Source organism: Candidatus Viridilinea mediisalina, assembly GCF_002532535.1.
Classification (GTDB): Bacteria; Chloroflexota; Chloroflexia; order Chloroflexales; family Chloroflexaceae; genus Viridilinea; species Viridilinea mediisalina.
Window position 1 is genome coordinate 34650 of sequence record NZ_NQWI01000039.1, and the last position, 6928, is coordinate 41577.

The window sequence follows — 6928 nt, forward strand, 5'->3', positions numbered from 1 at the left end:
GGCATGTTCAAGGGTAATTGGTATAATGCCGTATGGACTACCATATGCTTATTGTCGGCGGTGGCATTGTTGGCCTAGCTACCGCCCTCGCCCTCACTGAACGCTACCCCCACTTGCGTGTGCTGCTCTGCGAAAAGGAAGATCGCTGGGCCGCGCACCAGACTGGGCGCAACAGTGGGGTGATCCACGCCGGAATTTACTATCGCCCAGGTAGCCTCAAAGCTACTATGGCCCGCGCAGGCAGCCGCTCGATGGTTGCCTTCTGCCAAGCGCATGGCATTGCCCACGATCTCTGCGGTAAGTTGATTGTGGCCACTACGCCTGCCGAGTTGCCGCGCCTGCATGCCCTGCTGGAACGCGCCCAAGCCAATGGCTTACCTGCACGCCTCGTTGACCCCGCCGAGATCCGTGAGCGTGAGCCCTATGTGCAGGCTGTTGCTGCGATCTTTTCGCCCACAACCGGGATAGTGGACTACCGCCTTGTGGCTGAACGCATGGCCCAACTTTTGGCCGAACGTGGCGTTGAGTTGCGCTTGCAAACCCGGGTGGAGCAGATCAGCGAGCATGCCCGTGGCGTGCGCGTCGAGACCAATGCCGGTGCGTTTGAGGCAGACCACCTGATCAACTGCGCCGGTCTGCATAGTGACCGCGTGGCCCGTATGGCCGGGCTGCACACGGGCATGCGGATCATTCCCTTTCGCGGGGAGTACTATGAACTTGTGCCAGAGCGACGCCACCTCGTGCGCGGCCTGATCTATCCAGTGCCCAACCCCGCCTTCCCCTTCTTGGGCGTCCACTTCACGCGCATGATTGACGGCAGTGTCCACGCGGGGCCCAATGCTGTCCTAGCCCTCAAGCGCGAAGGCTACCACAAACTGGCCTTCAATCTGCGCGATAGTGCTGAAGTGTTGAGCTACCCTGCCTTCTGGCACCTCGCCCGCAAGTATCTGGGTGAAGGCAGCAAAGAGATGCTACGTTCCGCCAGCAAAACCCTCTTTGTACGCAGTATGCAACGGCTGATCCCCAGCATTCGCGCCCAAGATGTCGTACCAACCCACGCCGGGGTACGCGCCCAAGCCCTCATGGCCGACGGTCAACTCCAAGACGACTTTGTGATCATTCACAGCACCCGCTCGACCCACGTCTGCAACGCACCCTCGCCAGCAGCAACCGCCGCCCTCGAGATTGGTGCTGCCATTGTTGAACGCCTGCCACCATTAGGGCAGGGGTTAGAAACGAGGAAATAGGAAATAGGCTAATAGCGCAGAAGTAACCCTGTTGACCGTAGGGGCACGGTGCCGCCGTGCCCTGCCCGTGGTAGCCGTAGCCCCCAGGGGCACGGCGCTGCCGTGCCCCTACACAGGGCGACTTTTGCGCTATTGCCTTAGAGGCTGTCTGGAAAGTCTATGGTTTGGCGTTGGAGTACCGGCTTCAGCCGGCTAAAGCCGGCACTCCAGCATGTGCCCCACGGCTTTTCAGACCGCTTCTTAGAAAGTAACCCCTCATGCACCGCTTCCCACTTGGTCTGTTGCTGGTCGTAGTCTTCATGCTGCTGTTCAACCTATGGCCTGTTGTGCCGCCCCATGCGATGTTGGCCCAATCCGAGCCAGTGGTGTTGCATACGACTCACGATACCGATTTGGCCCCGCCCCCCCTGCCGCGCTCCTGCATTCGTGGAGCCCCGCTCGACAACTTTGCTCAAGCCATCTGTTGTGTCAGTGGCTATGTCTATCTGAATGGCCAGCCCATTGCCGACGCCGAGGTGCGCATCAGCATCGCAGGGCGCAGCCTAACCACACACACCGCAGGCGGCCCCGACGGGCGCTTGCCCTCCTTTGGGGCCATGCTCAACGGCGAGCCGCTCAATGTCAGCCCCGGCGACCACGTCACCATCACAGCGAGCGCCTGGGGCCAAAGCACAAGTGTCAGCTTCACAGCACGTGAAGGCGGCCAACAGATTGACCTCGTGCTGCCCCAAAGCCAATTGGACGCAGCATGGACACGCGGCGAGATTGCGGGGCGCGCTGGCCACGCCATGGCCTACGATGCCGCCCGCGAACGAGTCGTCCTCTTTGGCGGTAGCGGCCTCAACGATACCTGGGAATGGGATGGCAGCAGTTGGACACGCAAAAACCCCGCGGTGAGTCCGCCTGCACGGATGAGGCACGCCATGGTCTACGATGCCGCCCGTGAGCGAGTCGTTCTCTTTGGGGGCATTGGCCTTGACGATACCTGGGAGTGGGACGGCACCAACTGGGTTGAGCGCCACCCTACCAATCGCCCATCCGCGCGCTCGGATCATGCGATGGCCTACGATAGCGTGCGGCAGCGCGTTGTACTCTTTGGGGGAAGTGGCGGCGGCTACCTCAATGATACTTGGGAGTGGGATGGGAACGATTGGCAGCAGCGCCATCCTGCGGTAAGCCCATCCGCCCGCTCAGGCCATACGCTGACCTATGACGAGAGCTACCGGCGGGTTGTTCTCTTCGCTGGCATGTATGGAAGCACCTACCTCAACGATCTCTGGGAGTGGGATGGCAGCAATTGGATGCGACTTACCCCCCTTACGAGTCCGCCTGTCCGTCGCGATCATGCCATGGCCTATGATCCGGTAAGGCAGCGCATGGTACTTTTCGGAGGCTATACCAACAATGGTGGCAGCCTCTACGCTATTGATGACTTTTGGACGTGGGACGGCAACAGTTGGCAGCAACATCCGAATCAGAGTGTTGCTGCCCGTGATCGCCATGCATTGGCCTACGATGCGGCGCGCCAACAGATGGTTCTCTTTGGTGGCAGGAGTCGCACTGGTGCCGCCAATAGGGATGATACGTGGCTATTGGATGGGATGAAATGGTTCCAGCATACACCAGCACTCCAAATATGGTCTAGTCACACGGTCTACGATGAGGCGCGGCGCACCGTTGTGGCCTATACCGGCAGTGGGGCGACGGATACCAGAACCTGGGAATGGAATGGTAGTCGCTGGACGAATCGCCAGACTAGTGTTGATCCAGGGATGACTTCTGGTTCCATTGCGCTGACGTATGATCCTGTGCGCCAACGGGTGTTGCTCTTCGGCGGCAATAGCCAGAACGGCACTTGGGAGTGGGATGGCTCGACATGGACGCAACGCCATCCAACGACAAACCCACCTTCACGCTCATTACATACGCTGGCCTACGATCCCCTGCGCCAGCGCGCCGTACTCTTTGGTGGCACTGGTAGTACGGGGCGGCTCAATGACACTTGGGAGTGGGACGGCAACAACTGGACAGAGATCATTCCCGCTACGCGCCCTTCGACCCGTTACGGTCACGCCATGGCCTACGATCCCATGCGCCAACGGGTGTTGCTCTTTGGGGGCTCTGGTGATTATGGCAATCTCAACGATACCTGGGAGTGGAATGGCAGCAATTGGACAGAGCTCAGCCCCGCGACACAGCCACCGCCGGGCTTCTACCGCATGTTCTTTGATGCAACGCAGCAACGCAACGTGCTTAGTGGGCTTTGGCAGTGGGACGGTACCAATTGGGAACCACACCCTGCTCGTACAAGCATGCCGTCTATCACGCAAAGCTTGCTCTTCTACGATCCGCTGAACCAGCGGCTTACGCGCTCTGGTGGTCACAGCAGGGGTAATTGGATCTGGAACGGCACGCACTGGCAGTTGCTGTTCAGCGACCCCATCCAGCGCCCCGGTGCGGCGCTAGAATATACGCGCAACGGTGCGAGTCTGCTCTTTGGTGGGCTGGAGGCGGACGATAGTAGTCTGCTCTGGAATGGCAGCAGTTGGCAGCAACTCAATCCTAGCGGCCCCCGCCCCATTGCCCGCTCCGCGCATCGTTTGGCCCGTGATGACACCGGCGCTCAGGTGTTGCTCTTTGGTGGCTTGGCCAGTAATGGCAGCTACCTGAGCGATACGTGGCTCTGGCTGAGTGACAGTAGCGCATGGCAACAGCAGCACCCTGCGACGCAACCAGCGGGGCGCGCTGGCTATGTCCTCAGCTTCGATAGCGAACGCAATGTTTGGCTGCTCTTTGGTGGGCAACATAGTAGCGCCTACCTCTCCGATACATGGGAGTTTGATGGTACCAATTGGACGCAGCGGACCCCGCCCACCAGCCCGACGGCGCGCAGTGGGGCGACGCTCACCTATGATCCCGTGCGCGGACGGGCGGTGCTGATTGGTGGCCAGAATAGCCGCGGCCATCTCGATGAGGTCTGGGAGTGGGACGGCCATACCTGGAGCAATGTTACCCCGGCGTTTCGCCTGAGCGCCCGTAGTGGCCATGCAGCCAGCTTTGATAGCCTCCGCAATGTTGTGGTGATTGCGGGCGGCAATGGCAGCAGCGGCATGCACAACGATACCTGGGAGTGGGATGGGAGCTTCTGGCGTGAACGCACGAGCAGTCCGGCCCTGCCAGCAATGCACAACCTGAGTATGAGCTACGATCCACTGGCTGATCGCATGGTAGCCATTGGTGGCGAAACGAGTAGCGGCTATGTGCAGGGCGTCTATCTACACCGCGCCAGCGGCGCAATGACCCGTGCGCTGCCTGTTGCTACGATCAACCGCGTCTTTCCGCGTGATGCGCGCCAAGAGGTGGATAATATCCGCTTCGAGGGGAGCGCAGCCGATCCTGATCCTGAGACCAGCATCGTTGCCTATCGCTGGACACTTGATGGCGTCGTCATCAGCACTGAGCGCAACGTCACCCTTGCGGCCAGTACCTTCCCGGTGGGGGTGCAACGCGTGCGCTTTGAGGTGCAAAACGCTAAAGGTGACTGGTCGCGCGCTGTGGAACAGGAGATCATCATTCGCGCCAACACAGGCGCAGTGCAGGCTAGTGGTAGCAGTTGGACCCTGCTGATCTACGCGGTGGCCGACAATAACCTCGATTTTTGGATGGGCAACAACCGCGCCGCCAATGGCATGCTCTACCGCCTCGAACGCGCCGGTGCGCTCAACAATGTGCAGGTTGCCGTACTCTACGATGGCCCGGGCGTCAACGACACCCGACGCTACATTCTTGATGCAGCGGGCACATGGCAACGGAGCCACCTTGGCGAAAAGCGCATGGACGAACCGGACACCCTGCGCGACTTTTTGACCTGGGGCTTCAACCAGCTTCCCCCCACTGACCACTACGCGCTGGCGCTAGTGGATCATGCCAACGGAATTGTGGGCATCGGTCAGGACGAGACTAGTCGTGGGCCAAACAACCAACAGCCCTTCCTCACACCCTTGCAGCTCCGCCAAGCCCTTGAAGAGGCGAGTGACAATGGAGCGCGCAAACTTGATCTGATCTTCTATGATGGCTGCTCCTTCGGGCTCTTCGAGAATGCGGCCATTGCTGCCGAGCTCGCCCACTTTGTGATTGCCTCACCCAACACCGCCTGGGGCGTATTTGCCTACGACCACTACCGACAACTTGCTGGTAGCGCCGCCGACCCGCAGGCTCTTGCGGTGGGCATGGCTCAACACTACGCTATGCTGGTTCAGCGTGAAGGCCTACCCTACACCATCTCGGTCTTTGACCTTGCCCACTTTGATGAGCTAGAGGCAGCCATACGTGATCTGGGGGCAAGCCTCTTGGCCTACGTCCAAAGCGACCCTGAGTTGCGTCGCCAAGAGTTGCGTAGCCTACGTAGCCAAGTGCAGAAGTATGACTCAGGCGAAGGGCGGCCCTTCGAGCCCGATGACGAAGATAGCTATGTGGATCTGGTACATCTAGCGCAACAACTACGCAGCAACATCAACGATCCGGCGGTGCAAGCAGCAAGCGAGCGCATCATCAACGTCGCCCATCCCGACCATGCACGTTTCGTGATCCACGCATCCCATGCCAGCCGATCCTTTGGCTATGTAGACCCCGACTATGGCGGTGAGCGCAGCTACAACGTCAACCTAGCCAACGCCCACGGACTCGGCATCTACTACCCTGCCCGTGGCAGCATCGCCACCAGTCCCGCCTTTGCGGCCTACGTACAACACGAACTCTTCCACATCACCCGCGAGAACGATTGGGCCAGCTTTCTGGCCCAAGGCGGCATCCCACCGCAACTCAGTAGTGATCCCCCGCCCTTGGTTCACAACGAACTGATTGCCCCCTTCATTCCACCAGGCTTCAGCCAAGCGCCCGAAGCAACGCCCACGGCGAGCCCGACAAGCACCGCAAGCCCGACGACCACCGCGAGCCCGACGACCACCGCAAGCCCCGCGCCCACCGCGAGCCCGACGACCACCGCAAGCCCGACGACCACCGCAAGCCCGACGACCACCGCAAGCCCAACAGTGGCCACACCAACCCCAGTACCAGAACTGGAATCTGAACCTGAACAGGAGCTAGAAGCCAGTCATTGGGTCTACTTACCTGTAGTGGTGCGTTAAACCAATTACCCTTGAACATGCCGCATGATCAAGAACGCGAAAGCCCATTGGGACGCCATGTTCGGCAATCTGCAATCTGCAATCTACAATCGTAAATGGTATTAAACCAGCAGTCTAAGAAGTTGTCTGAAAAGCTAGTGGGCATGTGTTGGAGTGCCGGCTTTAGCCGGCTAAAGTCGGCACTCCAACGCCAGTTCATAGACTTTTCAGACAGCCTCTAAGGTATTCCAGCTAGTTCTAGCCCCCACCCTGCTCTCGCAGCCACGCCTCAAGCTCGGTCTGCGTCGTGAAAGCGAGCAGCGCCTCACTCAACGGTACCAGCAACACGGGATTCAAGGACGCAACCTGCGCCTCCAACGCATCATTGAGTGTTCCCAACTTGCACTTGAGCAGATGCAGCACCACGTTACGCTCGCCTTGGACATAGGCAGGCTCTTCAGTAGTGGTCACGAAGGGGGCCACATCCCACCCCTCGCGCTGCCCTTGCAGCCACGCATCAAGATGCGCTTGGGTTGTGAAGCTGAGTAACGCCTC

3 protein-coding genes are annotated in these 6928 nt (G+C 59.8%); 2 read left to right on the plus strand and 1 reads right to left on the minus strand.

Going from position 1 to position 6928, the window contains the following annotated elements:
- Positions 1-44 precede the first annotated feature (44 nt).
- Positions 45-1247 (plus strand): L-2-hydroxyglutarate dehydrogenase, encoded by a 1203-nt coding sequence (gene lhgD / locus CJ255_RS10335; protein WP_245863313.1) that lies wholly within the window; start codon positions 45-47, stop codon positions 1245-1247.
- Between the two features lie 257 nt (positions 1248-1504).
- Positions 1505-6394, plus strand: coding sequence for a Kelch repeat-containing protein (locus CJ255_RS24095; RefSeq protein WP_097644027.1), 4890 nt, complete (start codon positions 1505-1507; stop codon positions 6392-6394).
- Between the two features lie 237 nt (positions 6395-6631).
- Here CJ255_RS24095 and CJ255_RS10345 read toward each other — a convergent pair.
- On the minus strand, positions 6632-6928 hold a 297-nt coding region (locus CJ255_RS10345; protein ID WP_124681899.1), incomplete at its 5' end, for a DUF4351 domain-containing protein.